This window comes from Shimia sp., assembly GCF_049116215.1.
In the GTDB taxonomy this organism is placed as follows: domain Bacteria; phylum Pseudomonadota; class Alphaproteobacteria; order Rhodobacterales; family Rhodobacteraceae; genus Shimia.
In genome coordinates this window covers 682,001-707,401 of the sequence record NZ_JAGDZB010000001.1, presented here as the reverse complement: position 1 = coordinate 707,401, position 25,401 = coordinate 682,001, and the positions used below count along the sequence as shown (strand labels likewise).

At 57.6% G+C, this 25,401-nt stretch carries 23 protein-coding genes and 1 tRNA gene; 7 read left to right on the top strand and 17 right to left on the bottom strand.

Annotated elements, in window-relative coordinates:
- Positions 1–68: 68 nt before the first annotated feature.
- Both JXR15_RS03365 and JXR15_RS03360 read right to left on the bottom strand, forming a co-directional pair.
- Entirely contained in the window at positions 69–722 is a 654-nt protein-coding gene (locus JXR15_RS03365) for an OmpA family protein (RefSeq protein WP_422051818.1), read from the bottom strand.
- A gap of 117 nt (positions 723–839) precedes the next feature.
- Positions 840–1,685 (bottom strand): methylated-DNA--[protein]-cysteine S-methyltransferase, encoded by an 846-nt coding sequence (locus tag JXR15_RS03360; RefSeq protein WP_422051817.1) that lies wholly within the window; start codon positions 1,683–1,685, stop codon positions 840–842.
- A 113-nt stretch (positions 1,686–1,798) separates the two neighbouring features.
- Here JXR15_RS03360 and JXR15_RS03355 point away from each other — a divergent pair, with 113 nt between their 5' ends.
- The 3 genes from JXR15_RS03355 (at position 1,799) to JXR15_RS03345 (ending at position 4,062) form a co-directional block, all read left to right on the top strand.
- Positions 1,799–2,347 carry a TetR/AcrR family transcriptional regulator gene (locus JXR15_RS03355; RefSeq protein WP_422051816.1) on the top strand — a complete coding sequence of 183 codons (549 nt, stop codon included), beginning with the start codon at positions 1,799–1,801 and terminating at the stop codon, positions 2,345–2,347.
- Positions 2,344–3,186 carry a sterol desaturase family protein gene (locus JXR15_RS03350; RefSeq protein WP_422051815.1) on the top strand — a complete coding sequence of 281 codons (843 nt, stop codon included), beginning with the start codon at positions 2,344–2,346 and terminating at the stop codon, positions 3,184–3,186. The genes JXR15_RS03355 and JXR15_RS03350 overlap by 4 nt, the downstream gene beginning before the upstream one ends.
- A 96-nt stretch (positions 3,187–3,282) precedes the next feature.
- Positions 3,283–4,062: an ion transporter gene (locus JXR15_RS03345; RefSeq protein WP_422051814.1), complete on the top strand. Its 780-nt coding sequence runs from the start codon at positions 3,283–3,285 to the stop codon at positions 4,060–4,062.
- A 77-nt stretch (positions 4,063–4,139) separates the two neighbouring features.
- Here the strand turns inward: JXR15_RS03345 and JXR15_RS03340 are convergent, their stop codons facing one another.
- Positions 4,140–5,120: a complex I NDUFA9 subunit family protein gene (locus JXR15_RS03340; protein ID WP_422051813.1), complete on the bottom strand. Its 981-nt coding sequence runs from the start codon at positions 5,118–5,120 to the stop codon at positions 4,140–4,142.
- A gap of 221 nt (positions 5,121–5,341) precedes the next feature.
- Here JXR15_RS03340 and JXR15_RS03335 point away from each other — a divergent pair.
- Positions 5,342–5,428, top strand: a tRNA-Leu gene (locus JXR15_RS03335).
- Positions 5,429–5,575: 147 nt separating this feature from the next.
- Here JXR15_RS03335 and JXR15_RS03330 read toward each other — a convergent pair.
- From JXR15_RS03330 to JXR15_RS03305, 6 genes are all read right to left on the bottom strand, one after another.
- Positions 5,576–5,974: a RidA family protein gene (locus JXR15_RS03330; RefSeq protein ID WP_422051812.1), complete on the bottom strand. Its 399-nt coding sequence runs from the start codon at positions 5,972–5,974 to the stop codon at positions 5,576–5,578.
- A gap of 51 nt (positions 5,975–6,025) precedes the next feature.
- Positions 6,026–7,081: a D-TA family PLP-dependent enzyme gene (locus JXR15_RS03325; protein WP_422051811.1), complete on the bottom strand. Its 1,056-nt coding sequence runs from the start codon at positions 7,079–7,081 to the stop codon at positions 6,026–6,028.
- Positions 7,078–8,544: a M81 family metallopeptidase gene (locus tag JXR15_RS03320; RefSeq protein WP_422051810.1), complete on the bottom strand. Its 1,467-nt coding sequence runs from the start codon at positions 8,542–8,544 to the stop codon at positions 7,078–7,080. Before JXR15_RS03320 ends, JXR15_RS03325 begins: the two co-directional genes overlap by 4 nt.
- Positions 8,545–8,638: 94 nt before the next feature.
- Positions 8,639–9,676: a DctP family TRAP transporter solute-binding subunit gene (locus tag JXR15_RS03315; protein ID WP_422051809.1), complete on the bottom strand. Its 1,038-nt coding sequence runs from the start codon at positions 9,674–9,676 to the stop codon at positions 8,639–8,641.
- A gap of 32 nt (positions 9,677–9,708) precedes the next feature.
- Positions 9,709–10,992: a TRAP transporter large permease gene (locus tag JXR15_RS03310; RefSeq protein WP_422051808.1), complete on the bottom strand. Its 1,284-nt coding sequence runs from the start codon at positions 10,990–10,992 to the stop codon at positions 9,709–9,711.
- Complete coding sequence (locus JXR15_RS03305; RefSeq protein ID WP_422051807.1) at positions 10,989–11,510, bottom strand: TRAP transporter small permease; 522 nt, start codon at positions 11,508–11,510, stop codon at positions 10,989–10,991. The genes JXR15_RS03310 and JXR15_RS03305 overlap by 4 nt, the downstream gene beginning before the upstream one ends.
- Positions 11,511–11,702: 192 nt before the next feature.
- Between JXR15_RS03305 and JXR15_RS03300 the strand changes: the two genes are divergently transcribed.
- Complete coding sequence (locus JXR15_RS03300; protein ID WP_422051806.1) at positions 11,703–12,638, top strand: MurR/RpiR family transcriptional regulator; 936 nt, start codon at positions 11,703–11,705, stop codon at positions 12,636–12,638.
- Positions 12,639–12,684: 46 nt separating this feature from the next.
- Here JXR15_RS03300 and JXR15_RS03295 read toward each other — a convergent pair whose 3' ends face one another.
- From JXR15_RS03295 to JXR15_RS03265, 7 genes are all read right to left on the bottom strand, one after another.
- Complete coding sequence (locus JXR15_RS03295) at positions 12,685–14,568, bottom strand: beta-N-acetylhexosaminidase (protein ID WP_422051805.1); 1,884 nt, start codon at positions 14,566–14,568, stop codon at positions 12,685–12,687.
- A gap of 46 nt (positions 14,569–14,614) precedes the next feature.
- Positions 14,615–15,070, bottom strand: a complete 456-nt coding sequence (locus JXR15_RS03290) for a GNAT family N-acetyltransferase (RefSeq protein ID WP_422051804.1) — start codon at positions 15,068–15,070, stop codon at positions 14,615–14,617.
- Positions 15,063–15,992 (bottom strand): ABC transporter ATP-binding protein, encoded by a 930-nt coding sequence (locus JXR15_RS03285; RefSeq protein ID WP_422051803.1) that lies wholly within the window; start codon positions 15,990–15,992, stop codon positions 15,063–15,065. The genes JXR15_RS03290 and JXR15_RS03285 overlap by 8 nt, the downstream gene beginning before the upstream one ends.
- Complete coding sequence (locus JXR15_RS03280) at positions 15,982–16,794, bottom strand: ABC transporter ATP-binding protein (protein ID WP_422051802.1); 813 nt, start codon at positions 16,792–16,794, stop codon at positions 15,982–15,984. Before JXR15_RS03280 ends, JXR15_RS03285 begins: the two co-directional genes overlap by 11 nt.
- Complete coding sequence (locus tag JXR15_RS03275) at positions 16,791–17,699, bottom strand: ABC transporter permease (protein WP_422051801.1); 909 nt, start codon at positions 17,697–17,699, stop codon at positions 16,791–16,793. Before JXR15_RS03275 ends, JXR15_RS03280 begins: the two co-directional genes overlap by 4 nt.
- A complete protein-coding gene (locus tag JXR15_RS03270) occupies positions 17,699–18,676 on the bottom strand; it encodes an ABC transporter permease (RefSeq protein ID WP_422051800.1) in 978 nt (325 codons plus the stop codon). The genes JXR15_RS03275 and JXR15_RS03270 overlap by 1 nt, the downstream gene beginning before the upstream one ends.
- Before the next feature lie 84 nt (positions 18,677–18,760).
- On the bottom strand, positions 18,761–20,416 hold the full coding sequence (locus JXR15_RS03265) for an ABC transporter substrate-binding protein (protein ID WP_422051799.1): 1,656 nt from the start codon (positions 20,414–20,416) through the stop codon (positions 18,761–18,763).
- 352 nt (positions 20,417–20,768) lie between these two features.
- Between JXR15_RS03265 and JXR15_RS03260 the strand changes: the two genes are divergently transcribed.
- Positions 20,769–24,059 (top strand): response regulator, encoded by a 3,291-nt coding sequence (locus tag JXR15_RS03260; RefSeq protein WP_422051798.1) that lies wholly within the window; start codon positions 20,769–20,771, stop codon positions 24,057–24,059.
- Positions 24,060–24,232: 173 nt separating this feature from the next.
- Positions 24,233–24,496: a 30S ribosomal protein S20 gene (gene rpsT / locus JXR15_RS03255; protein ID WP_299422696.1), complete on the top strand. Its 264-nt coding sequence runs from the start codon at positions 24,233–24,235 to the stop codon at positions 24,494–24,496.
- A gap of 58 nt (positions 24,497–24,554) precedes the next feature.
- On the opposite strand, the gene JXR15_RS03250 is transcribed toward rpsT, so the two are convergent.
- Positions 24,555–25,358, bottom strand: a complete 804-nt coding sequence (locus tag JXR15_RS03250; protein ID WP_422051797.1) for an undecaprenyl-diphosphate phosphatase — start codon at positions 25,356–25,358, stop codon at positions 24,555–24,557.
- Positions 25,359–25,401: the final 43 nt, after the last annotated feature.

Sequence of the window (25,401 nt, the reverse complement as noted above, 5' to 3'; positions counted from 1 at the left end):
ACGTAAGGAAAAAGGCGCCGCAATCAAGCGACGCCTTTCAAACACTGGTTGTGCGCCACTGCGCGGTCTTAGGCGGCAGTGGGCAGGATCACAATTTCCACCCGGCGGTTCTGCCGGCGACCTTCTTCGTCAAGGTTGGACGCAATCGGTTGATCCTCTCCGCGGCCAATGGTGTCGATCCGGCTGACAGGCACCCCATTGGTGAGCAGCACGTCGGCCACCGCATTGGCGCGACGCTCAGACAGGGTCTGGTTGTGGCTGGCCGATCCGGTGTTGTCAGTGTGCCCTAGGATCTGCACGGTGCTGTCTGGGTATTTCTCAAGGCTGGTTGCAACTTTGGCCAAATCGTCCTGCAGACCGGCGTTGACGGAATAGCTGTCGACGTCAAACAGGATGTCCTGCGGCAAGGTCAGGATCAGACGGTCGCCGGTGTTTTCGATGCGCACGTCATCATCCAGCTGGGCCCGAAGTTCGGCCTCTTGTTTGTCCAGCACATTGCCGACAATCGCACCGGCACCGGCGCCAAGCGCGGCACCAATCAAGGGGTCGCCATCGGTGACGGCGGCGATGCCAGCGCCAGCCAGCGCGCCAATGATCGCGCCGTTTTTGGTTTTGCGATACTGATCGCGGTCCTCAGCGGAGCCGGACACATAGGCTGGATCGGTGCAGGCGGTCAGGCCTAGCAGAGCAACAGCGCTCAGGGAAAGGGGGAGTGTCTTCATCTCATTGCCTCAAGTATTGATGCCGTTGATCGGCTTTTGAGGCCTGTATACTTGGTTTCTCGGTGTGCCCCAAGCAAAGAGCCGCGTGGTATCGGCAAATTGATGCCGAAGGTCAGCTCAGGCCTCGGCGCGGGCGGACTCATAAGCGAGCAGAGCGCGTTTGACTGGTAAGCCCCAGTGGTAGCCGCCCAACCCGCCAGATTTGCGCATGGCACGGTGACAGGGGATCAGCCAACTAACCGGGTTGCGACCCACGGCGGTGCCAACGGCCCGCACCGCGCGGGGATTTCCGATGCTGCGGGCGATTTCGGCATAAGTTGTGACCTCACCGGAGGGGATGCGCATGAGCGCTTCCCAGACTTTGATCTGCAGCGCGGAACCAATCATAAAGACTGGCACTTTGTCGTGATCGGCCTGCTCCGCTTGGTAGGCGGCAAGCACCCAAGGGCGCAGGAACATCGGATCTTCTACTAGGTTAGCGTTGGGCCAGCGGGAAAACAGGTCTTCCATCGTGGCCTCAGTTCCCGTTTCTGCGGCAAAGCCGATACCACAGATGCCTTTTTCCGTGCCTGCAACCAGTGAGAGACCAAAGGGGCTGTCAAACCACCCCCAATAGATGGTCAGGCCCTCGCCGCGCTTGGCGTAGTCGCCAGGGCTCATGGCTTCCCAGCGTAGAAACAGGTCGTGCAATCGGCCAGAACCGGAGAGGCCCACGGAATTGGCGGTGTCCAATGTGGTGAAGTGATCGTGCAGCAGCACTTTAGCGTGGCCCAAAGTGAGATACTGTTGAAACCGTTTGGGAGAGACGCCGGCCCACCGAGTGAAGAGCCGTTGAAAGTGCGCGGGGCTCATGCCCATGGCCTTGGAGAGGTCGTCGAGAGACATGTTTTCACCACCTTGATCGATCAGGTCAATTGCGCGGCGCATGACGTTGTAGTGATAGCCTTCGGTCATGTCATTCATGGGGTCATCTCCTGTCTTGAGAGTAACCTAGTTTGTCGAGTTTGGCGCGGCGACCCGAAAATTGCGCAAAGGGCACCTCTTGACATCACGTAAAAATGAGACATCTTTGTCTCATGTTTAAAAAATCAGAAGCCAAAATCATTGAGGCGGGGTTCTCCGTCTTCTCCGCAAATCCCACAGCCACATTGGCGGATGTCGCCAAAGAGGCGGGTGTGGGGCGTGCGACGTTGCATCGTCACTATGCCGGGCGCGAGGACCTTATGGCCGCGCTCGCGATGGTTGCGATGCAAGAATTAGATGATGCCATAGAGGCAGCCACCAAGGATGCGCCGAGTTACACAGAGGCATTGCGCCTGAGTCTGGAGGTGATCATTCCGCTGGCGGATCGGCAAATGTTCCTTGCCAATGAACCCTTAGATCATGTGCCAGAGGTGCTGGAGGCCTACACGCAACAGCTGGACGAAACCGCCGAAGCAGTTGAGGCGGCGAAAGAGGAAGGTGGGTTTGACGCAACTGTGCCAACCGCCTGGATCGTGCAGGCAATTGAAACACTGACCTATGCCGCCTGGACCGTGGTGCGGGATGGCGATGCAACGCCTGAGGAGGCCGCAGCGCTGGCATGGCGCACGTTGCAATCGGGTTTGACGGGAGGGGCAAAATGATACCGGAGCAGTTTATTGAATTGGCCACGCAGGTAGATGAGGTGTTCTTTCTCATCGGGCTGGCCATCCTTGTGATTGAGATTGCCGAAGCCTGGTTTAAAGGGTCGTTGAAAGGCAAAACTTGGCTTGAAATGTTGGCGAGTGCGTCGACACAGGTACCCTATCTGTTGCTCGAAGCGACAATGATGACGGCGCTCTATTTTGGCCTCTATGTCTTTAGCGAAACCGTGGTGAGTTGGCATTTGCCAACTACATTGCCCTGGATCCTGTTGGCGGTGTTGATTGCTGATCTGACGTATTATTGGGAGCATCGGATTGCCCATCGGGTGCGCATCCTGTGGACGCAACACGCGGTGCATCACTCCAGCCGGGACTATAACATTGTCACCGCTGTGCGCTTTGGGCCGCTGGAAAGCCTGTGGTCCTTCATTGCGCATATTCCCATGATCTTGGTTGGCTTCAGTCCGGATGTGGTTCTGGGATCGGTGATCCTTGTGCAGGCTTATCAGACATGGTTGCACACCGAGTTGATTGGCAAGCTGGGCCCGCTGGAGAAAGTGTTGAACACGCCAAGCCATCACCGGGTGCATCATGGTTGTGACAACAAGTATCTGGATAAGAACTACGGTGGCATCCTAATCATCTGGGACCGGTTGTTTGGCAGCTTTCAGGTGGAAGAAGAGCGGCCGCGATACGGGCTGACCACCGATTTTGACAGCCAGAACCCGGTCAAAGTGTGGTTCTCTGAGTTGCCAGGACTGTGGCGTGACATCAAGCGCGCCAAGACTGGACGAGAGTTGTGGGGGCGGCTGTTTGGACCGCCGGGCTGGAAACCATAAGTGCAATGATTTGTGGGGGTGGGTTGCGAAGACCCGCCCCCCTCACCTATGTAGCCCTCAACCCAAGTACAAACGCGCAACTTTGAGAATTCTTATATGAGCCTACGCGACAAAATCGGGGCGTTTATTGAGCGCCCTGCCTTTCGCAACGCCATTTTGGGCGTGATCCTTTTCAATGCCGTCATCCTTGGCATGGAGACGTCCAAACCTCTGATGGAGGCTATTGGTCCACTTCTGATCACGCTGGACGCGCTGTGTTTGGCGATTTTTGTCGGAGAGATTGTTGCCAAGCTTTATGTGCAGCGTGGCCAGTTTTTCCGAGACGGTTGGAACCTGTTTGATTTCATCATTGTCGGCGTGGCGTTGGTGCCTGCGGCCCAAGGGCTTTCAGTGCTACGGGCGTTGCGGATTCTGCGTCTGTTGCGGGTGGTGTCGGTTGCACCGTCTCTGCGCCGCGTCATCGAAGGGTTGCTCAATGCTTTGCCAGGCATGGGCTCCGTATTCCTGCTCATGGCGCTGATTTTCTATATTGGCGCGGTGATGGCAACCAAACTGTTTGGTGCGGCCTTCCCGGTTTGGTTTGGCACGCTTGGAAAATCTGGTTACTCGCTGTTTCAGATCATGACGCTGGAAAGCTGGTCCATGGGCATCGTGCGTCCGGTGATGGAGGTTTATCCCTACGCCTGGATGTTCTTTGTGCCGTTTATTCTGCTGACCACGTTTGTGGTGCTCAACCTTGTGGTGGGTTTGGTGGTGAACTCCATGCAGGACGCGCACCATGTGGAGGCCGAGGCCGAGACCGGTAACTACCGCGACGAAGTGCTGGCGCGGTTGGGGGATATTGAAAAGATGTTGAAGGAGCGGGACAGCCGCTAAGGTGGTCAGGCCCCTTTTAAAGCAAAAAGCCCCGCCTGAGTGTGTCAGGCGGGGCTTTTTGTTGGAGTTGGAGTGCGTCAGATCTTGAGATTGCGCGCCGAATCTTTGATGGCGTCGTACTGGCCAGACGGGCGGAAGCGCCACAGATAGTCGGGCATGATGGCTTCCGGCGCCAGCGGCCTGATGCCAAGTGCGGCAAAGCCCTGCGCATCGTCGCTGACCACATTGTCTTTTTTCAGCAACTTAAGTTGGTCTTTGGTGATCACGGAATTGTGGACCAAACCAAACGTCACGCTCTGAAGCAGGCCAAAGCCAAAAGCCATCAGGCCGCCAACAAAAAACGGCAAGTTGGCGATCAGCTTGTTGCGATGGATGACCTCGAGCATCTCGGTGACCCAGCCCCGCAGAGTGTCCACTTCCGGTCCGCCGAGCTCAAAGGTGCCGGTGGCCTTGCCTTTGATGCCCATGACAGCTGCTTGCGCCACGTCATCAACATAGACCGGCTGGAACTTGGTGTCGCCGCCCACCAGGGGCAGAACCGGACCCAGCCGCGACATGGAGGCGAAGCGGTTGAAGAACTGATCGTCCTGACCAAAAATCACCGATGGGCGCAGGATCATGGCGTTGGGCATGTGTTGCAGCACGCCGTCTTCGCCAAGTGCCTTGGACAGCGCATAGTCGCTGTCACTGTCCTTGTCAGCGCCGATGGCAGAGATATGCACCATGGTGTCAACGTTTTCTGCTGCGGCGATGCGGGCAATGCGTTCGGCGCCTTCGTGCTGCACAGCGTCAAACGTGTTCTTGGCACGGTCTGACAGAATGCCAACGCAGTTCACCACCGCGTCAGAGCCTTGCATCACAGCCTGAACGGAGGCGTCGTCACGAACGTTGCAGAACACTGGTTCGACTTGGCCAACAGAGCCGTAAGGCTTCACAAACATGGCTTCGTTGGGGCGGCGCACCGCGACCCGTACGAGCCAGCCTTCTTTTGCCATACGGCGGGCAATGTGACGTCCGACAAAGCCGGAGCCGCCAAAGATGGTGACAAGTTTGGACATGGGTTGCCTCCAAGGTAGACCATTTAGAGATGGATAGCGCCGACAGCGGTTCAGAACAAGTTCCAAAGCTGGGGGCGCGACAAGAAACCCCTGCAAAATTTGCCAAATTTGGGGGTGTCTCGGAGTCGGGATTGTCGGTGCGAAGACAAAAGTTGAAAAAGTCCGAGAATCGCGTTGACACCCCCCGCAGCTAGGCTTAAACGCCTGTCTCACCAACCCGTGCCCAGATGGCGGAATTGGTAGACGCGCTAGCTTCAGGTGCTAGTGTCCGTATGGACGTGGAGGTTCGAGTCCTCTTCTGGGCACCATTGGTTCTTTCCCAAAATCAGAATAGCTTCCGCAGCATCGCCGCGCTTTGTACCGTATGGCGTGTGGTTTGAGCGGGGGTGTCTTTCGGACACAAAAATGGCCCACCAAAGGCGGGCCATTGAAGAATGGATTTGAACCGATTGGGGTTAGTCCAGTGGTTTGTAGACCATCGCGTCGATCTCGACCTTGGCGTCCACCATGATCTGAGAACGCACAGTGGAGCGTGCAGGGCCGCCGTTGGGGAAGTAGCTGGCGTACACGCGGTTGAAGGTCCAGAAGTCACGCGGATCGTCGAGCCAGACGCCCACTTTGGCGATGTCTTCCAGGGTGCAATCGGCCAGTTCCAGCGCCTTGATCAGGTTTTCCATGGTGCGGCGGGTTTGGCTTTCGATGCCACCGTCTTCGATCTCGCCGTTTTCTTTCATCGCCACCTGGCCGGAGATGAAGACAAAGTCGCCGGCCCGCACCGCTGGGGCAAAGGGCAGAGGCTGTCCACCGGCACCGGTGCGGTCATCTCCGAGGCGTATGATTTTTTTGCTGCTCATATTTGTGAGTCCTTGTGTTTAGGTAAAAGAGAAAGGGGTTGGGAGCGAAGGTCACCAGACCTTGCCGCGTGCGGCAACGGGCTGTGCGCCCTGTGGGGTGTCGCCGCGGATCAGTTGGATCTCATCCATCATATTGGTCACCACGCAGGCGTGGTTGGGGATGATGCGCAGGCGGTCGCCGACAGTGAGATTGATGGTGTCAGCGGTCAGGATGCCGTGCTCTTCGGCCAGGCCGGAAATTGTGATGTCAGGGCGTCCGACAACACCACCATGCCCTTCCAGCCCAAGCAAGTCGGAGGTCAGCACTTTGGAGCCAGCATCGATGATGGCGCGGGTGTCGTTCGGTACGGAGACCACTGTGGCCAAAACCGTGAGAGCGCAATCGTCCTCGGTGCAGACGCCATGCGCGACCAGGGAGCGATCGTTGTAGATGTAAGTGCCAATTCGGTATTCGGTGGCAATGGGCACGTCATGTGTGCGCCACATGTTAGGGCTGCTGCCGATCGAGACTGTTTGCACCTGCAGGCCGGTTGCGGTGATCATGTCCACCGCGGTGGTCAGCCAATTTTGTACGGTCGCTTCTTGTCCAATCGACGGGTGTGTCATCAGACCGCCAAAGGCCAGTCCAGGTTTAGCGTCGATGTGTGCCGCAAGATCAGCCGCTTGCTCGGGAGTCATCACGCCACAGCGTGCGCCGCCGGTGTCGCATTCGACCAGCACGGTTAGGGATGTTGGGGCGCCGGTGAAGGCGTCTGAGAGACCGTTGATGGCGGCTTTGCTGTCGGCCACAACACTCAGGCGGACTTTTTCGGAGAGTGCGCGCAGGCGAGCCAATTTCTCGGACCCGAGAATGTTGTAGGTGATCAATATGTTTTCGATTCCGCCCTCGGAGATCATGGCCTCAGCTTCGCTGACCTTTTGACAGCAGATCCCAACGGCTCCAGCTTCCAGTTGGCGTTTGGCCAGCAGGGGCAGCTTGTGGGTTTTGATATGGGGCCGCAGGTGCAATTTGTGATCGTCACAATAGGCTTGGTAGCGGTCGATATTGGCCTCAGCAATGTTGAGATCAATCAGCACTGCGGGCGTGTCGATGGATGGGAAGGTCATGCCAGTTCCTCTTCATGCGGCGCCTCAACAATGGGCCACAGAGGGCGCGTCAGGCGGGTGAAAGGAGTCGTGGTTGGGTCGTTGGGGTAGGGGCCATTGACGGCTGCATACAGGATGTCTGCGGCAACCGGAGCAAAGGCGCCGTGGAAGTGGTTGGTGGATTTCACTGCCACCACCTGTTTTGCGGCAATGTCGATGCCGAGGTTGGTGAACAGGTCCGGGGAGAAGGTTTGAGAGCGGTTGGAATTGAGCGCCACGTCGATGCCGTTCACATTGATCACGGCGCAGTCACCCAACGGGACGATGGAGTCGCCGAAGCTTTGAACAGCGTCAGTGACGACTTTTTGCACGGTGACGGTGGCATCAATCGGAGCGCCCGCGTGGGCAGAGGTCTTGCCGCCAAAGCGCAGATCGAGCTCTGCGCCTTCGCCTGCGGCGTGACACAGGCGAACAGCCATCGGATCCCAGATGGTACCGAGTGCCATATTGGCGACCTGCATTTCCAATGCCGCTTGCAATAGAATGGTAGAATCGCCCGCCACACCGCCGCCTGGATTGTCCCAAACGTCTGCAATGATCACCGGGCCAGCGCTTGCCGTAGTGGCTTTAGTGAGAGCGTCTTCGACGGTGAGAAACTCGGGTTTGGTGGTGCCACGGCAAGAAAACAGCTCCATCCCCAACTCGCGGGCGAGAGCGGTTCCCGCAGGTTTGTTACCGTTGCTGATCACAATGATTTTAGCGCCAAGATCTGGGGAGTCGCCCGCCATAAAGCCGTGAATAGTGGAGATCGACAGGGCTGTGCCGTCGGCTTCTAGCGCCATCATCTTGTCCACAAAGCCGCGCATGGGGTGGCGGCTGGTGGGCAGCACGTCCATCATTCGCACATCAAACACTGAGATCTGCGGGATGATCTCGCCACCGGCGGCGCGCAGGGTCAGGTCTACACAGGCTTCGCCGGTTTCAACAAAATCCGTGTGGGGAAATTCTTTGAACACGGTGATGATATCGGCGTTACTCACACGTTTGTCGCTCAGGTGGCTGTGCGGATCAAAGGTCACGCCAATGGTGACTGCAGGTCCAACAATCTCGCGCACGGCTTCGATCAGAGTGCCTTCACAATCGACGCAGCCATCGGCAATCATTGCGCCGTGCAAGCCCAGGACAACAGCTTCCACCGGCAAGGCGGCTTTCAACTGGTCCAGCACTTCTTCGCGCAGGCGATCCCAGGTGCGGGCGTTCACAAGGCCGCCTGGTTCTGCCCAGGTGGCGGTGCCCTCGATCAGCTCCACCTCGCCCGCTTTGGCGCGTTTACGCAGGGCGGGGAAAACCGCGCTGCAAAGGGTGGGCGTTTCCGGATGCTTGCCGGGCGGGGCGTAAAAGCTCTGTGCGAAGTCGGCAAAATCAGTGCGCAACGGCGAAAAAGTGTTGGTTTCGGTGGCAACCGAAGCACAGAAAACCCGCATGTTTTGGTCCTTTGTTTAAACAAGGCGGGCAAGCATCCCGCTGAATGCTTGCCCAAGTCCCCACCCGCTTTTGGAGGATAGGGGTGGGATGGTTTTAGTCGAGGTAGCTGGCAGCGTTTGCTGCAGCAACCTCGGACTTGAACTTCGCCAGAAGCTCACCGGCGCGGTCATCCATGTTCTCCGCCACGTGGGCTTCAAACGCTGGCTGGGCAGCACCGGCCATGGCGGCACGCTGTTCCGCGGACAGAGCGGTCACTTCAATTTTGTCCATCAGGCCAGCCAGACCACGATCAGACGCTTCGATGATGCGGGACAGGCCACGGCTTGCGGCAACACAGTTTTCCGCAGCCGTGTGAATGGTGGCACGCTCGCTGTCGCTCAGACCTTCATAAAATGCACGGTTGATCATGAAAGTGTATGGCGAGAACAGGTGGTTGGTCAGGGTCATGTGCTTTTGTACTTCGGCGAAGTTGGCAAAAGAAATGATTGGCACCGGGTTCATCTGGCCGTCGATCACGCCGGTTTGCAGGCCGGAGTAAACTTCGCCCCAAGACAGGGGATAGGCCTCTGCACCCAAAGACTGCATGATCTTCTGGTGCGATGGCAGAGTCATGGTGCGGATGCGGATGCCTTCAAAGTCTTTCAGATCCGCAATCGCGTGTTTGGAGTTGGTCACCGCAAAGAAACCGCCGGTGTCCGGGAAGCCCAGAACCACAACGTCGCCCAGTTCCGCTTCGATGTCGGCGGCCAGTTCTTTGCCGAAGTCACCGTCAAACACTTCGTAAGTGGAAGCGTTGCCGTCAAAGGCAAACGGCAGGTTCAGCACGTCGATCCGTGGGTAGTAGCTGGCCAAAGCGCCGGTGGAGGTCAGGGTGGCCTGGATGATGCCGTCGCGAACCTGCTGCACGTGCTCGGCGGCGGAGCCGAGTTGGTTGGAGCCGAAGACTTCGACAGATACGGAACCGTTGGTGTCTGCGGTCACGATATTGGAGAACACGGCAGTACAGGCGTGGGCCGGGTTTTCAAACGGATCGGTTTTGTTGTCGTGACCAAATTTGATCACGCCGCCAGCAGTTGCGCTGGTCGCGGTCATTGTCGCGGCGATTGCCAGACCTTTGATAAGAGTTTTCATGGGTTCCTCCCGTTGGGTTTAGTTATTGGTGGTTATTGAGCAAAGCCGAGCATTCGGGGCAGCCAGAGTGCGGCGTCTTCCCAAAAGGCAAAGGCAAATAGGATGGCGACTTCGGCGAGCAGGAACGGGAACAATTTGATGGAGATGCGTTCCAGTTTTTCGCCGGTGACCGAGGATAAGACAAAGAGGCAGGCACCGACCGGCGGTGTCATCAGTGAGATGTTCAGAGCCAGGACAAAGATGATGCCTGCGTGGATCGGCTCGAGACCTACCTGTTCCGTGAGTGGGACCAGCACCGGGGCCAGAATGATCAGAATGGCGGTGATGTCCATGACCATGCCAACCAGTAAAAGCAGGCCGATGATGATGGCGATCACGGCGTAGCGGTTGTCAGACAGGCCCAACACGGTTTCCGCAATCAGTTGCGGAATGCGTTCAAAGCTCATCCACCAGCCCAGGATGCCCGCAAAAGCGATGATGACAAAAATCACACCGGTGATGCGCGCGGTGCGCACCAGCATGCCGTAGAAGCCTTTGATGGTCAGGGTGCGGTAGACAAACACGCCGATGAACACCGCATAGGCCACGGCAATTGAGGCCGCTTCGGTGGGGGTGACAACGCCGCCCAGAATGCCGCCGAGGATGATGACGGGCATAGCGAGAGCCGTAAGAGACGAGACAAAAGTGTCCCAGACTTCACGTGGCGTGGCGCCGCGCGCAGCTTTGGGCAGGTTTTCCCGTTTGCCGCCAATGGCGATGACGCTCATGCAAACCAGACAGATCACCAACCCGGGTAGAACACCGGCAGCAAACAGGCCTGCAATCGAGACGCCCATCAGGGAGCCATAAACAACCATCAGTCCAGAGGGCGGGATGGTGGGGCCGATGATGGAGCCAGCAGCGGTCACAGCACAGGCGTAATCGCGTTTATAACCCTCTTTGACCATCGCTGGCACCAAGGTGCGGCCAAAGGCGGCTGCGTCGGCGGTGGCAGAGCCGGTGAGGCCAGCAAAAAACACTGAGGCGAGCATGTTGGTGTGCGCCAGTCCACCGCGGAAACGGCCAACCAGCACCTGGGCCAGCTTCACCAATCGGTTGGTGATGCCAATGTCGTTCATAATTTCACCGGCAAGGATGAAAAACGGCATGGCGAGGAATGGGAAAATGTTCAGCCCGTTGAAGACTTTGCTTGGACCAATGGCGAGAAACTGTGTCCCAGCCATGTCGATCAGACCCACAACACCTGCCAGCCCAATGGCAAAGCCAATGGGCATGCCAAACAGGATGAGCAGCACAAACGTGATGGCGACAATCATGAGGTTTCCTCCTCGAGGTGATCAGAGAAGGGCGGATTGTCGATATGCGTGCCCAGGTCGCGCAAGAGAACGAGGGCAAGCTGAATGGACGATAGGATCGCTGCGACAGGGATCGCGGCATAAAACGGCGCGAGGCTGACACCAAAGATCATGGCCTGACGCGGCGCGCCGGATTGGGCGAAGGCGATGCCGTACCAGGCCACATAGAGGAACAGCGCCAGAGCAATGACGTCCATCAGGATCAGAACTGCGCGGCGGACCTGATACGGCAGAACCATGATGAACGCGGTCAGGCCAATGTGGTCGCGTCGGGCAATGCCGGAGGACACGGCCAACATCGCGGCCCAGATCATCAGATAGCGGGCCAGCACTTCGGGCCACGGCAGTTGCCAGTGAAAGAAGTAGCGGTCGATCACCCCAAGCCAGACATCTAGCACCAAGGCCAGCATCAGGGCTGCAACAATGGCCTCAACGACTGTGTTGATCTTCGCGCTGGCAGTTTCTGCCCAGTGACGCATCGGCCCCCTCCCCTGGAACGAATTATGTACTTTAGGTACGTATATTTTCGAATTCGTGAGGCAATCAAGTCAATTTTGTTACTGAAGTACAGAATTGGCGGCAAGTTGCCGTAACTAAAGGGAGATTTTCGTGTTATTTGACGTGAAAATGTATCTGAGTTACACATCGATACAAAGAAATGTGAGGATGATGTGACTGATAACGCCACCGAATCGAACCTGGACAACCTGCCTCCCAAAAAGGGACGTGCCGGAGCGGGCGATGTGATCTCCGCGCTGCATCACCATGACGGCAAGCTGGCGACGCAGGAGCAGAAAGTGGCCAATTACGTCAAAGCACACCTCGAAGATGTCAGCTCGATGAACATTGCGGAGTTGGCGAAACACTGTGAGGTCAGCACGCCCACGGTGATCCGGTTTTGTCGGACGTTGGGGTGTGATGGTTTTCGGGAATTTAAGCTGCGGTTGGCGCAGAACCTCGCGGTCAGCCGCCAATATCTCTCCGCTGATCCGTTGCCAGCGCCGGCTGCCGGGGACACGGCGGTTGATCAAATTCTCGCGGCGTTGTTTGCCGCCACAAATACGATGCGCCACCAGATTGAGCCTGATGTGATGGAGCGTGCAAAGGCCGCACTGCTGGACACGCAGCATTTGTTGTTTGCGGGGATTGGTGGCGGTTCGTCTAACGTGTCCCAAGAAGCGGCCAACCGGTTTTTCCGCCTTGGCATTCCGTCGGTGTCCACCAGCGACAGCTACATCCTGCAGATGCGGGCGGCGACGTTGAAAGCGGGTGATGTGCTTTTTTTGATTTCGGCCAGCGGTGAGGCAGATGCCATTGTTGGCGCGGCGGAAATTGCTGGTGGCTATGGCGCGACAACCATTTGTATCACCAAGCCGGGCACGCGTTTGGCAGAGGCTTGCAGCATTCCGATTGTCGTGGATTTACCCGAGGATCGGGACATCCACAAACCAACAGCTTCGCGGTACGTGCATATGATTTTGGTGGATTCGCTGGCAATGGCGGTGGCGCAGGGCATGGCATCGGAGACCACGGAAAACCTGCGCCGCATTCGGGCGTCTTTAACGGCCTATCACGGTCGAACCGGACCGCAGCCGTTGGGCGACTAGGTCGCGGATTGAAAAAGCCCCCCACCGATGGTCGGGGGCTTTTTTGCTACAGGCGTGGCATCAACCCCGCCAGAGCTGCGAAGCGCTCAAACGACTTGTTCTCAGCCTCACTCCAGCCCGCTTCGGCAATGGCGTTCAGGCGCGGATAAATCATGTGGTTGCGACGCTCTAACGTGGTGAGGTGTTCGCTCCACATGCAGCCCTGAACCCCTTTGAGGCGACCTTGAAGGGCGGCATCACCGTTGTCCGCTTCAAAGGCATAAGTTTTGTCCAGTGGCGTGAACCCCGCCCAGCTTGCACCCGGTGCGTACCAAGCATCAGACAGCGCCATATCAAGGTAATAGGCCTGACCCGGGGTGCTGACCACATCGTAGCCATCGTTGGCCAGCTCAGCGGTTTTCTCTACGGTTGTCCAGGCAAATAGCAGGCTCTTCTCTGGGTCCAGACCGCCGCCATGGGCGACCTCTTCCCAACCGCCCAGCTTGCGACCGCGGTCCGCGAGGAAATCCTGAATCTGACGCAGGAAATAAGCTTGGAGTTCGTGGGTGCCTTTGAGGCCGGTTTCGCGCATCATGGCTTGCGCTTTGGGCGACTGCATCCAGGCGTCTTCGGCCACCTCGTCCCCACCGATGTGCACAACTTCGAACGGGAAGATCTCGAGCACTTCCTCGAGCACTTTGGTGGCAAAGGTGTAGGAGCCTTCGACGGCCGGGTTGAGCGCGTTGTTGGCGTAACCTTGCACCGACCAGTAGCTTTCCGGCTCCTCAGAATCGACCATCTCCGGCAGCGCGCCAAGCACGCAGGCGCAGTGGCCTGGTACGTCAATTTCCGGCATGACTTCGACACCCAGCGTGGCGGCATGGGCCACGACCTGGCGGGCATCATCCTGGGTGTAGAAGCCACCTTGGCCCGCAACATCTGCACCAAGCTGTGGCAGGACCGGCAGGTTCATTCCAGTGAAGGCCGCGACCTCGGTGAGTTGCGGATAGGCTTTGATTTCCAGCCGCCAGCCTTCGTCATCGGTCAGGTGCCAATGGAAGCGGTTCATCTTGTGCCAGGCCATGATGTCCACGTAGCGCAGCACTTGCTCCATTGGGTAGATTTGGCGGGAGACATCCAGATGCGCGCCACGCCATTCGTGGCGGGGGGCATCGGAGATTTCGCCGGTAAACGGCACGCCACACTTGGCTGCGTCCTGATAGGCGTTGGTCAGGGTCTGGGTCAGCGTGATGAGGCCGTAGAGCAAGCCCTGATTTGTGCTGTGCTGCAAGCTCGGCTGACCATCTGTCCAAGTGATCCGGTAAGCCTCATCCCCAAGTGACGGGTCGGTTGTGATCTGGAGCTGCGGCACGTCGTCTTTTGCGGTCAGGACAAATGGCACCGGTGCCAAAGGAAAAAGGCGACGGGTGAGGTCGTCCACCTGAGACACGGCTTGAATGGTTGCCAAGTCGCGCTGAGCCACGGCGTAGTGCACGGGGGCGTTGGAGCACCAGTGGCTCACCTGAATATGGTTGGGTTGCGGCAACACTCCGCAAGACAACGCCGTGTTTTCCGTTGGCGTGGTCTCGCCAAGGGCGGCGGGCGCCTGCAATTCGCTGGCAAAGACGGGCACGAGTGTACCGTCGTCAAGCACAACACCAGCAGACTTTGGGCCCTCGTTGGAGTGTTGTGCCGGTCGCGTGAGGCTTTTCTCAGTGAAGCGCCAGGTTTCTCCGGGTTTCAGCACAAAGCCGTCTTCCGAGGCGTACTCGTGAAAGTTGGCCTGTCGCCGCAAGAGCGTCGCACCGGTGCAGCGCGAGGGACGCAGGGTGCGCACAAGGGTGGTGTAGACCAGACCGGGCTTGGTCACGGCAACATAGCTGCAATTGGTTAGGGCAAACTCCATGGCGCCGTCTTCTGCGTGCCAAAGGCTGTCGAGGTGGAAGTGCATTTCTATCGTCCTGTTGGTTGGATGACTAAGACAGTGTCAAAAGAGGTCATGCAAGAGCGTTGGCAAAGACGCCTTGTTCGGAGCCGGGGATCTCAACGGTACCGCAAGTTTGTTTGTAGAATTCAACCGGTCCGGCCTGACCAATCACACCATAGGCAAAGCCATCGGCGTGCAGGCGGTGGAGTGCGGCCAGCAGGAGCGCTTTGCCGATGCCTTTGCCGCGTGCTTCAGGCGCCACGCCGGTAGGGCCAAAAAAGCCTCGGCAGGTAACGTCGTAGCAGGCAAAGCCAAGGAGCGTTTTGCCTTCGGTTGCGATCAGCACCCGCGCGGGCCTTGCGGCCAAAGCCACCGTGCATTCATCGACCCACTTGGCGCTGAAATGTTGGGTGACAAAGGCCAGAAGCACATGGGATTCAAATGGAAGAGCTGGCCGCAAGGTGATCCCTTCGGGTAGAGGAGGCTCCGGCGGCAGACTGTAGAGTGGCACCAGAAGGTCAGGCATTTGCCAGCTCCATGTGTTCTGCGATCATGTGGCCCGTGCTGATTTCGCAAAAAGCGGTTACAGTGTTGGCACTTGTTTCCCGCACGCGTTTGGCTTCGGCGGCAAACCCGGCGTCACTCCCCGTCAGGCGCAAGGCTGGATCAGGCACGGCCGCCCGCAACAGCTTGGTGTAGCCATGCTGTGGGTTGCCAACAACTTCTGAAGTAGGGCCTTTTTCGACCACCTGCCCCCGGAACATCACGGCGGTGTCCTCAGCCAGATATTCGGCTGTGGCGATGTCGTGAGTGATGTAGAGGATTGAGAGACCGTGTTCGGATTTCAGGCGTTGCATCAAACCAAGAACCGATTTTCGGATCGATACATCCAGCATCGAGGTTGGTTCATCCGCCACAATCAACCTCGCCTTCACCGCCAAGGCGCGTGCGAAATTCACGCGCTGACGTTGACCGCCGGAAAGTTCATGTGGAAATTTGTCCGGGGTGGACACCGGATCCAGCTCCACGTCTTCCAGAATAGACCGCAGTGCGGCGTCTGGGTTGGCCTCTGGCTGATGCAAAGCCAATGCGCGCAGCAGGTGGTGGCGGATGGTGTGGGCCGGGTTAAGCGCGGAGAACGGGTCTTGGAAGACCATTTGCACCGCTTGGCGATAGCGCATTTGGTCTGCCTTGGATGTCATCGCGGCGATGTCCTGACCTTCAAACAGGATGCGGCCTGCGCTGGGGCTGTGCACCCCGACGATCATCTTGCCAACGGTGCTTTTGCCGGAGCCACTTTCGCCGACCAATGCCAGGGCGCGGCCCGGCAGGAGGTCGAGTGACACATTGCGCAGTGCGTCAACCACCGAGGCGCGGCCGAAGACTGGGCGGACGGTGAAAGTTTTGCTCAGATTGTCGAGGCTGAGGATTGGGGTGTCAGACGGCATGGGACAATCCTTCCGGGCGCTGGGCGAGGAGCGGCATCGCGTCCCATAGGCTGCGGGTGTAGTCATGTTCTGGTGCAGTCACGATTTGCGAGGCGGTGCCTATTTCGACAATCTTGCCTTCCCGCATGATGCCGATGCGGTCCGAAATCTGGGCCATCAAGGCAATGTCGTGGGTGATGAACAGCACGGAAAAGCCGAGTTCGTGCTTGAGACGCAGCACCTCTTGCAGGATTTCACGCTGCACCACCACATCGAGCGCGGTGGTGGGTTCGTCCATGATGATCAGCTTGGGTTTGAGCGTGAGGGCCAAGGCCAGCGCGACCCGCTGACGCATACCACCGGAGAGTTGGTGTGGGTGGGCGTGCATACGGTCGGCAGGGATGCCGACCATTTCTAGCATTTCTGCGGTGCGCTCTTGTGCCTGTGCCTTGGTCACCGTGCCATGGGCGCACAGCATGTCATAGAACTGCCGGAAGATGGTCATCACCGGGCTGAGCGAATTCATTGCGCTTTGAAACACCATGGAGACCTCCGACCAGCGCCACGCGCGCAGCTCTTTGTCCCCAAAGGAGAGCACGTCGTGGCCTTCAAACAGGATGTGGCCGTTGCGCACCAACGCGGGCGGTTTGTGCAGACGCATGAGGGCGTAAGCCACCGTGCTTTTGCCGCAGCCTGACTCCCCGGCGAGGCCAAGGATTTCATTGGGCTGAATCTCAAAAGAGATGTCGCGCACCGCAGTGAAAGGTTCCCCGCTGGTCAGATAGTCAATGCGCAGGTCTTTGACGGAAAGAAGGGCGCTCATTGGTTGGCCTCCTGCATGCGCTGACGGGTCAGGCGTTTCTCAATGCGCAGGGCTTTGGCGACATTGCCAAGGGTGCGCATACGCGGGTTGGCAATTTCATCGACACCAAAGTTCATCAGCGACAGACCAATACCGATCAGGACAATTGCGGCACAGGGCGCCAGCACTTCCCACCAGGCGCCCACCATAATGGCGGAGGCGGTTTGCGCGTTATAAAGCATGGTGCCCCAAGAGGTGGCGAGCGGGCTGCCTAGTCCAAGGAATTCCAGCGTAGCTTCAGTGATGATGGTGAAGATCACGGAGCCAATGAAGTTGAAACCAATGATCGACAGCAGGTTGGGCAGCATTTCCACAAGGATCATGCGCCAGTTTGGCTCCCCAATCATTGCAGACGCCTGAATGAAATCGCGGGTTTTCAGGGACATGGCCTGCGCGCGGGTGACGCGTGCGCCCCAGGCCCAGGAGGTCAGACCGATGATCAGGGCAATGGCCCAGGGACCAACTTGACCAAGGAACGCGGCCAGAACCAGCAGCAGAGGCAGTTGCGGCAGGACTAGCACGACGTTAGTCAGGAAGTTCAGGACATCATCAACCCACCCCCCAAAATAGGCAGCGGTAATGCCGATGGTGGTGCCAATGGCGGTGACTATCAGGCCGGCAATGATGCCCACCATCAGTGAAGTCCGGGTGCCCCAGATCAGCTGGCTAAACACATCACGACCCATGCGGGTGGTGCCGAGCCAATGTTCAGCTGACGGTGCCTGATGCGGGCGGCCAACGCGGGCTACAGGGTCAAACGGCGCGATGAGGGGCGCAAAGATCGCAATCGCCACGTAGATCAACACGATGGTCAGGCCGATGGCGGCTTTGCGGTTGCGCAGGAAAGTTCGGAGAAGATCAGACATCAGGCCCTCTTCAATCGGGGATCAAGGAAGACATAGGCCAGATCTACCGCGAAGTTCGCGAGCAGCATGGCAAGTGTCATGATGAGCAACTGGCCTTGGATCAGCGGGAAATCACGCCCAACAATGCCAAGGTATAGGAGGTTGCCAACGCCGGGATAGTTGAACACCACTTCGGTGATCAGCGAGCCGCCAAACAGGGCGCCGAAGCTGAGTGCGAGAGCAGTCACAGAGGGCAGGAGCGCGTTGCGGGCGGCATAGGCGTAGCGCACGCGGGCATCGCTCAATCCTTTGGCTTCGGCCATGGCAAGATAGTCTTCGCCAAGCTGGCCAATCATGTTGTTGCGCATGGTGATCAGGTAGCCCCCAATTAACACGACGCTCAGCGTCACGACCGGCAGGAAGCCGTGGTATAAAACCGAAGAAATGAACTCCCAGCTCCAGGCCGGGTCCAGACTTGGATTGAAGGCGTAGGAGGTTGGGAAGACGCGGTTTTGCACCGCAAGAAAGTAGAGGCCACACAGCGCCACAACAACCGCTGGCACGGATTGCAGGGCCAGTGCGGTTGGCGAGGCGATCACGTCCGTCAGCTGTCCGCGACGCCAGGCAGCGAGAATGCCCAAAAGCGTGCCGATAGAAAACGAAATTAAAAGGGTAGAGCCGGTGAGGAACAGGGTCCAGGGCAGGGCTTGCATCAGCACATCTGCCACCGGCATTGGGTAAAACTTGATCGACAGGCCGAAGTCCCAGGTGAAGATCGAGCCGAGGTAGGCAAAATACTGTTCATGCAGAGGGGCGTCGATAAAGCCAAAGGTTGCCATCAGCGCGTCGCGGGCCTCGGGGGCAATCATGCCGCCGGAGTTGGCCAGCATGATGTCGGCCGGGTTGCCGGGCAATAAGCGGGGGATCATGAAATTAAAGGTCGCAGCCACAAGAAAGGCCACGCCGTAGAAGCCGAGCCGCTTCAGTAGAAAACGCATCAGGTCAAACCATCTGTCGGGAGGGAGGAGTTGTACCAAAAGTGAGGCCACCCATCAGATGAGCGGCCCCAAAGGTTGGGAGATTTAGTTGGCTGGACGCAGGTTCAGCAGGTGGACCAAACGGGCCGGGTTGGTCTTGTGAACCACCGGGTTGGCCACCGGGTTGTCTGCGTTAAAGAAGCCGGTGAAACGCTTGGTGTTGTACTGATACCAGCGCGGGTTGTTGAAGACATACGCAAGCGGCATCTCTTCCCCGATGATTTCCTGTACCTCAGCCATGATTTCCATCTGCTTTTCGGTGTCGCTTGTCTGAGTGAACTTATCCAGAAGGCCACTCAACTCTTCATTGTAGTAACGCGAGGCTGCAAAGCGGGATTTGGCTTGGTTGTTTGTGTGCAGCGAGTCTAGATATTGGTTGAACGGGGTTGCACCCACACGCACCGAGTTGATGGCCATGTCGTACTCACCGGTGATGAGCTTCTCAGTCCATACTGCGGCTTCAGGTGTGGAAACATTGGCCTTGATACCCGCTGCGTTCAGGCCTTCGACGGCGATCTGACAGCTGTTGACCCAATCGGTCCAGCCATTTGGCACGATGACTTCAAGGTCGATTTGTTCGCCATCAGGGGATTCGACAAAACCGTCGCCGTCGATGTCTTTAAAGCCAGCTTCGGCCAGAAGCGCCTTGGCTGCTTCGATGTCGTATTGCGTGAAGGCACCAAACTTCTCATCCACCCCATCGTTGTTCCATGCGTGGAAGGCACGGCCCAAACCGGAGGGGTACTGGTTGATGGTCGGGTAGCCGTAACCGGCAATTTCCACCATGGCTTCGCGATCAAACGCCATGGAGACAGCGCGGCGGAAGTTCACGTCGTTGAACGCGGCTTTGTCACCGGCCTCAGGCGCTTCGAAGTTCATATAGAAGGCCACAAGCGAGCCGCCTGGCAGCCAGTAGCTGTGGTGCTCCGGGTCTTTGGCGACAAACGTGTTGTCAATGTCAGGCAGAAAGGAGCCCATCCAGTCCAATTCGCCATTGGCGGCAGCGGCCAGTGCCTGATCGTTGTTGGCGATCTGCGGGAAACGCATGCAGTCCACTTTCAGGCTGTCGGCATCCCAGTAGTTGTCGTTGCGACACTGAGTGTATTCCTGCGGGGTAAAACGGCGGATTTCGGTCAGCGGACCGGAGCCAACCGGATTTGGGTTGGTGAAAGTCACAGGATCATCAACGCCGCTCCAGACGTGCTCAGGCACAATTGGCACACGCACGATTTGGTACATCGCCTGGCTGGAAGGCGTGGCAAGATTGAAGCGTACGGTTTTGTCGTCAATTTTTTCGACGCCAGACAACATCTGGGCCATACCCACGCTGTCCAGAGCCGGATTGCCCAGTGCGAGGTCAAAGGATTTTATCACGTCGTCTGCGGTGAAGGCTTCGCCATCGGACCATTGCACGCCGTCGCGCAGGGTCACCGTGATCGAGCCGAGGTCGTCGGCGTAGTCAAATGCGGTTGCCAGACGGAAGATTGGCTTGCCGCCGTCCAATGCGTTGAAGATGATCAGCGGCTCATACATGAAATGCATGACGGAGGGGGCTGCTGTGGTCTGGTTAAATGGGTTGAAGTTTTCCACCCATGCCGTGACTTGATCCGGCAGAGCGGTCAGTACGGTTTCTTCGGCTTGAGCGGTGGTTGTCCAAAGGGCAACCGAAGCCAAAAGCCCGGCGGTAGCCTTAAATTTCATTTTGTCTCTCCCTGTGCGGGCGGGGTGTCCCGCCTCATGTTTATCCGCCGGATGCCGCACGGTTTCGAGCGGCAATGATACAAATCATGGTTGCATTTGGTCTCCTCACCAAACGCCACGGATGTCGTGCATTGAAATCCTCGCAGCGCTGGGAATGGCACCAGAAAAATCGGAAATTTCGTCAAAACCTGTGTGTAGGTATGTTTGGAGAGGATAAAAAACGTTCTCTTTCAGTGTGTTAGATATTTCTATGTGCCAAAAATTTCTTGCCATATTATAACTTCGCCCCTTGTTTCGCGTCGTGTCTGACCGCAGGATCGCGCGCAGCAAAACCAGAAAATTCGGAGTTATTGTGCCTCTACAGGGAATTCGCGCGCGCCTGCTTGTCACCTTTCTGCTTGCGTCTGTGTTGCCATTGGCACTTGGCGGGTTGGTGTTTTATCGGCTGGTCAATCAAACCATCACAACGGAAACTTTTGAAAAGGTTGCCTTTGCGCGGGATGCCAAGGCGAGTGAGATCGCGCAGTATATGACCTATGCCAGTCGGCAGGCAGAGAACCTCGCGCAATCAGCCAATGTGCGCTACTCGGTGGGGGAGTTTTACGGGTTCAGCCATGCGCTCCGACAGATGGATGGCACTCCGGAGGAAGCTGGAGCGCAGTTACGCAATATATTTGGTGTGGATAGTGCCAGTGGCAGCCGATCTGATGGTGAAACAGAAGATCGGTTGTTGCGCGAGGCCCTGGAGTACTCCAACACGCATCGACGGTTTCATGCTGACTTTCTGGACTTCCTGCGGGAGGCCGAGTTTGACAATCTCTACCTGGCAGATCGGCATGGGCAGGTTGTCTATTCCGTTCACAAGGACGCCTATTTGGGGCGGCCGCTTAATCAACGCGTGATTGGGTTGGGGCAGGCCTATTACAAAGTAACGTCTGGTGAGGCATTTGGTCCTGTGTTTCAGGACTTTGCTGTGGATGCCATCACCGGCGAACTCGCAGCTTATTTGGCTGTCCCTGTGCGGCTGCATGGAAGTCATAAGGGGGCAATGATCCTGCGCATACCTCCAAATAGTCTTGAAGGGTTGGTGACGGAGAGCGAAGCGGATCTGTCTGTCCTGTCCTCCGGTGACATTGTGATTGCCTCCAACGGAGCGCCGGTTGCCGGTGAACCGGTGCGCATGCCGAAACAAATGACAAGTTCGGAAGGTGTGGCGGTCCTGGAGGCAGGGTTGTCTGGCGGCGCGTCCCTGTCGGCGTGGCGCATTTTGGAAGAGCCGTTTCCACAATGGACAGTGGTAGCCGAAACCAGCAGGGATGCGGCGTTTCAGAACAGCGATCGGTTGCGGGAGACCCTGCTGGTGATTGGCGCGGCGGCGGCGGTTGGGTTGTCGTTTTTGTCTTTTGTCTTTTCCAGCGCCATCACGCGGCCGGTACGACGCATGTCAGAAGCGGCCAGTGCGGTTGCAACAGGCAGCCTGAACGACGCACTGCCGGAATATGACCGTCCGGTGGAGTATGCGCGCCTGTCGCGGGCAGTGAACCAAATGCGGCGTGCGTTGCGCGATCAGCTTGATCTCATTCGGGACAAAAATGATGAGCTTCAAGAGAAACTAAGGGAGATCGGTGAGAAGAATGCCGAATTGGAAGAAGCGGATCGCATGAAAGATCGGTTTTTGGCCAATACCTCCCATGAGCTGCGCACACCGTTGAACGGCATCATTGGCATTCTGGAAACGCTTGAGGGTGGCGCGATGGGGGACATGTTGCCCGCACAGGCCAGCCAGTTGCGGTTGATTACATTTAGCGCGCGGCGCTTGTCGCGCTTGGTGGATGATCTTCTGGATATTTACCGCATTCGTGAGGGGCGGATGCGCTTGGATCTGCAGCCGGTCGACGTGTCGCAAGCGATACACAGCGTTGTGCAGCTGTTGCAGCCAACCTTCCAAGTGGATCTCGCCAAATTTCACATCGATCTTCCGAAGGATTTGCCAGCAGTATACGCGGACCCAGTGCGGTTTGAGCAAATTCTGTTCAACCTCCTGTCCAATGCTGTGAAATACGGGGCCGGCAGTGATGTGGAAATTACCGCGCTGGTGGACGGTAACGATCAGTTGGTTGTGTCCATCCGTGATCACGGGCCGGGTATTGCGGAAGACAGTATGGAGCGCATTTTTCACCCGCTGGAGCAATTGACACCGGATGGGTCCGGTCAAGCCACCGGAACCGGGCTCGGCCTGACCATTGCGCGGCACCTGGCGGATTTGATGTCAGGCAGTATCGAGGTGTCCAGCACGCAGGGAGACGGGGCGGAGTTCCGTGTGCTTTTGCCAGTGACAGACCATACGCCAATTTCGTTGCCAGAAGACCTCTTGCCTGCCGAATTTGCTGCTGCCGCCGTGCCGCGCCCGGACATGGAGCAAGTGGGCACTGCTGCGCCGGAAGGGTCGCCTTTGATCCTTGCGGTGGATGACGAGCCGATCAATTTGCAGGTGTTGCAAAATCTGCTGGTGCCGCAGGGGTATCGGGTCATCACGGCACATAATGGGTCGGAGGCGTTGCGATGTGTCGCGGAGGAACGGCCGGACCTGATTGTGTTGGATGTGATGATGACCGGTTTGAGTGGTCTGGATGTGGCGCGGGATTTGCGTCGGCGGCACCGCCTGCATGAGTTGCCCATTATTTTGTTGACAGCGCGCGGCCGCACCAGTGACATGCTGGCCGGGTTTGACGCGGGCGCAAATGATTATGTGGTGAAGCCGTTTGCCAAAGACGAGTTGCTCAGTCGAATTCGCACTCTGCTGGAGGCCAGCCGGGCCCGAAGCTCGGCCGCGGAGAACCGCGAACTCAAAGAAGAGATTGAGCGCCGGATTCAGATTGAGGATGCTTTGCGCTTGTCTCAGCGGCGGATGGCGCAGTTGCTTGATACGTTGGATGACGGTCTGATTTGTGTGAATGCGCGCGGCCTGATTACCTATGCGAATGAGGCGGGTCAGACGGTTTTGGACAAGCCCGTGACCGTGAATAAGAGTCGGCTAAAAGACGTGTTGCCAGAGGATATCCTGCCAGCGTTGGAGCAAACCGAAGTTGAAGATGAGCCGATCCACATCGAGGTGATGCTGCGTGGACAGGCGCATCAGGTCAGCCTGTTTGCGATGTTGCCGGAAGCCGGAGGTGGGCGGGCCGCGCTGTTCACACCGGGACCAACCCCAAAAGCGCAGTTTGTGAGTTCTCTGCGAGATGTTGTGGACACGTCTTTGCCGTCTCTTATGTCGCAAAGCGAAGAGGACGTGGAAGGCAGTTCCGTCGGGGATGGGTATCGGGAAACCATTGTGGCGTTGATGTCGGACTCTCTGGAGATCTGGGGAGCTGCGACGGGGAAGAGCAAGATTGATTTTGCCGAGGCCAGCGGTATTTGGCGGGTGAACCTTGATAAGACCTCTTTGCAGACTCGCACGCTTGATAAGTATTTGTTGATAGAGACGTTGCCGGACAATCCTCGGTGGCGGGATGTTTTGAAGACGGTGAAATTTGTGTTGGCGCTCAAGGAACGTGAAAGGGCAGAGGGTGACACTGGCGCGCGCTTTGAGGCGCTTGAAAAGCGGCTGGAAGAGTTCCGGGCATTGATTGACCAGCGGGACTGACGTTTGAAAGCACGCATTGGCGGAGGGGGATTGCGTTTCTCTGCAAAATCTCTATACACCGCCGCCATACATGCGCGTGCAGCCCGCCTAGGCTTGATCTGATTCTCTGAAGAAGAGAGCCCGTTCGGGATGAAGCACGCATTTAACCGTACCGAACCAAAAGGTCTCAGATCATGGCAAATTCGCCCCAGGCAAAAAAACGCGCCCGTCAGAACGAGCGTCGTCTCGAAGTCAACAAAGCCCGTCGTTCCCGTATCCGTACTTTCATCCGCAAAGTGGAAGAAGCGATCGAATCCGGTGACAAAGACGCAGCAACCGCAGCTCTGCGTGCCGCTCAGCCTCAGCTGATGCGCGGTGTGACCAAAGGTGTTTACCACAAGAACACCGCAGCGCGGAAAATGTCCCGCCTGACCGCACGGGTGAAGGCGCTGGCATAAGCCGATCTTCACAACAGATACGGAAAAACGCCGCTGTTTCAGCGGCGTTTTTTTGTGCTCAGATGTAAGCGATAAAGAGTAGGGCCACCCCCAAAAAAATGCGGTAGATCACATAGGGGGTAAAGCTCACGGAGCGTAGCAGGCGCATCATGAGTGCCAGTGCCAGGAGGGCGGCAAAGAAGGAGAAGACAGCGGCGATGGCGGCGTCTTTTGCCAGATCCATGTTGGCTTCTTTGATGACATCCAGTGAAAGAAGCGCGCCGCTGGCGATGATGGTTGGGACCGACATCAGCATGGCCAGTTTTGCGGCGTCTTTGCGGGTATAGCCGAGGTGGCGGGCGCCGGTGATGGTGATACCGGAGCGTGAGGTTCCGGGGATCAGCGCGAGCGCTTGCCAAAGGCCCATTTTAATGGCGTCTTTGAGAAACCAGTCGCCCTCGGTTTTGGTTTGCGGACCGCGTTGGTCCATCCACCACAGTAAAATGCCAAACAAGATCATGGCCCAGCCAATCACGGCGACCGAGCGCATGGCGTCATTCAGGCCGGTGATTTTAAGCAGGAAGCCCGCAACGATGACGGGGATGGTTGCCACGCTCAGCAGGAAGGCGAGCCGCGCTCCCGGCGTGTCGACGCGGCCTGTGAGCATGCGGGGCAATCCTGCGAAGGCGGTCTTTGTGTCGCTCCAGAAGTAGAGGATCACTGCGCCCAGCGTGCCGACATGTGCGGCGACATCAATGGCGAGTCCCTGGTCCGGCAGAGGGGTCACTTTGGACAGTAGAATCAGGTGCCCTGAGGAGCTGACTGGCAGGAACTCGGTGAGACCCTGGAGGATCGCCACCAGAAAAATGTGAAAAAGTGCCATTTGCGGTGGGATCCCTGATTGAGCGACTCACGTATAAATGCTC